This window comes from Mesorhizobium sp. M0018, from assembly GCF_040323955.1.
Classification (GTDB): domain Bacteria; phylum Pseudomonadota; class Alphaproteobacteria; order Rhizobiales; family Rhizobiaceae; genus Mesorhizobium.
The window spans coordinates 1-1,374 of the sequence record NZ_JAMYVL010000075.1; the positions used below are offsets into that span (position 1 = coordinate 1).

The 1,374-nt window shown below is 59.9% G+C and carries 1 protein-coding gene; it reads right to left on the reverse strand.

Going from position 1 to position 1,374, the window contains the following annotated elements; genetic code table 11:
- A partial coding sequence (locus tag NKJ81_RS32490) for an FG-GAP repeat domain-containing protein (RefSeq protein ID WP_352542978.1) occupies window positions 1-1,374 on the reverse strand: 1,374 nt, incomplete at both ends.

Consider the following 1,374-nt stretch of genomic DNA (forward strand, 5'->3'; position numbering starts at 1 on the left):
TCGATGACGGCGCATACTCCACCGCAACCGTCCCGCCGAGTTCCGTCACGACACTGCGAAGCAGGTTCGGGTTGCCAGCGCCGGGGGCCGAGATGAACATGTGGTCGTGGTAGTCGGTAAAATCCGGCAGGCCGTCGCCGTTGAAATCGCCGACCGGCGATCCGGCAGTCATTGCCACCGGAAGGTAAAACCGAACCGGGGTGAAGTCCGTCGAGGACGGCTGCAGGAAGTAAATTTTGACCGTGCCGGTGCTGTAGGGCTGGGTTTTGAGATCGCTGTTGCTCAGCGTGATGAGGTCCATGCGGCCGTCATTGTCGAAGTCGCGCAGGATTCCAACATCGCCATCCGCGTCGTGCTTGACGTAGCCCTTGAAACCGATCCCGGTCGACAGGGATATCCGGACGCTGCCACCTTGGCCGTAGTTGACAATGTCTGTCGCCCCATCGCCATTGACATCGGCCAGCACGCAAGTGCCGGAGCCAGAAAATTGCACCGCCGGGCAAGTGATCTCGAACGACGTCCCGCCCGGCTGCCATTTGTCGACCGAAAACACGCCCTTTTGTAGATTGCTTCCCGATATGTATATCGGCAGCTGATGGCCACTGCCGAGGAAGTCGCCGACGCCTAGGCTCGGATTTAATAGAGTACCACTACTTTTGTTGACCACGTCGAGGCCATCGCCGTCCGCGTCAGCGACAATATATGAGCCATCCGAGAGCGCATCACATGCGGCCTCGTAGCCGGCCGGCGGCGACGGGGCGCCGAGGAACGTTTTGCAATTGGCATTGGTCAACGCCAGCTGGGTGTCGGTGAGGACAATCGCGCCTCGTGTTCCCGTCACCGACTGGCCGCCATTCGACTGAGAAGTCGCCGTGACCGTATCGGCAAAGTCCATCGTGCTTTTGTTGGGCAAGAGCCTACCGGGCTTGGAAGAATATAGACCGTCCTCTGCCGCGTTGAGGGGTACCGATGTCGTGTTGATGAGCGCGCCACTCGAATTGAATTTGTACGTGTATTTCGTTCTATTGTAGGTGATGGCACCAGGATTTTGCTGTGTTCCCGACGTTTGTTGCCAGACCCGGTCGCCAAAGATTTCGTCACGGCCGTCAAAATCCAGATCGCCGGTCTCGTTGGGTGCTCCTGGCACCAAGAGCGCGGAGAGCACGCTATTAACGGTCGTATAGACGCCATCGGTATTCTGGTAAGTCATCTGGCCGAGCGGCTTTGCGGTGCCGCCGGTGATGGTGCCGTCGGCAGCGATGGCCGCATCGGTGCCGTAGCGGGTGACGGCGGTCAGGCGCGAGGCGTTGGAGAACGGCGCCTGGTCGTAGGTCAGCTTGTAGGCGCTGCGCAGTGCGCCAGAGACCGTGACGC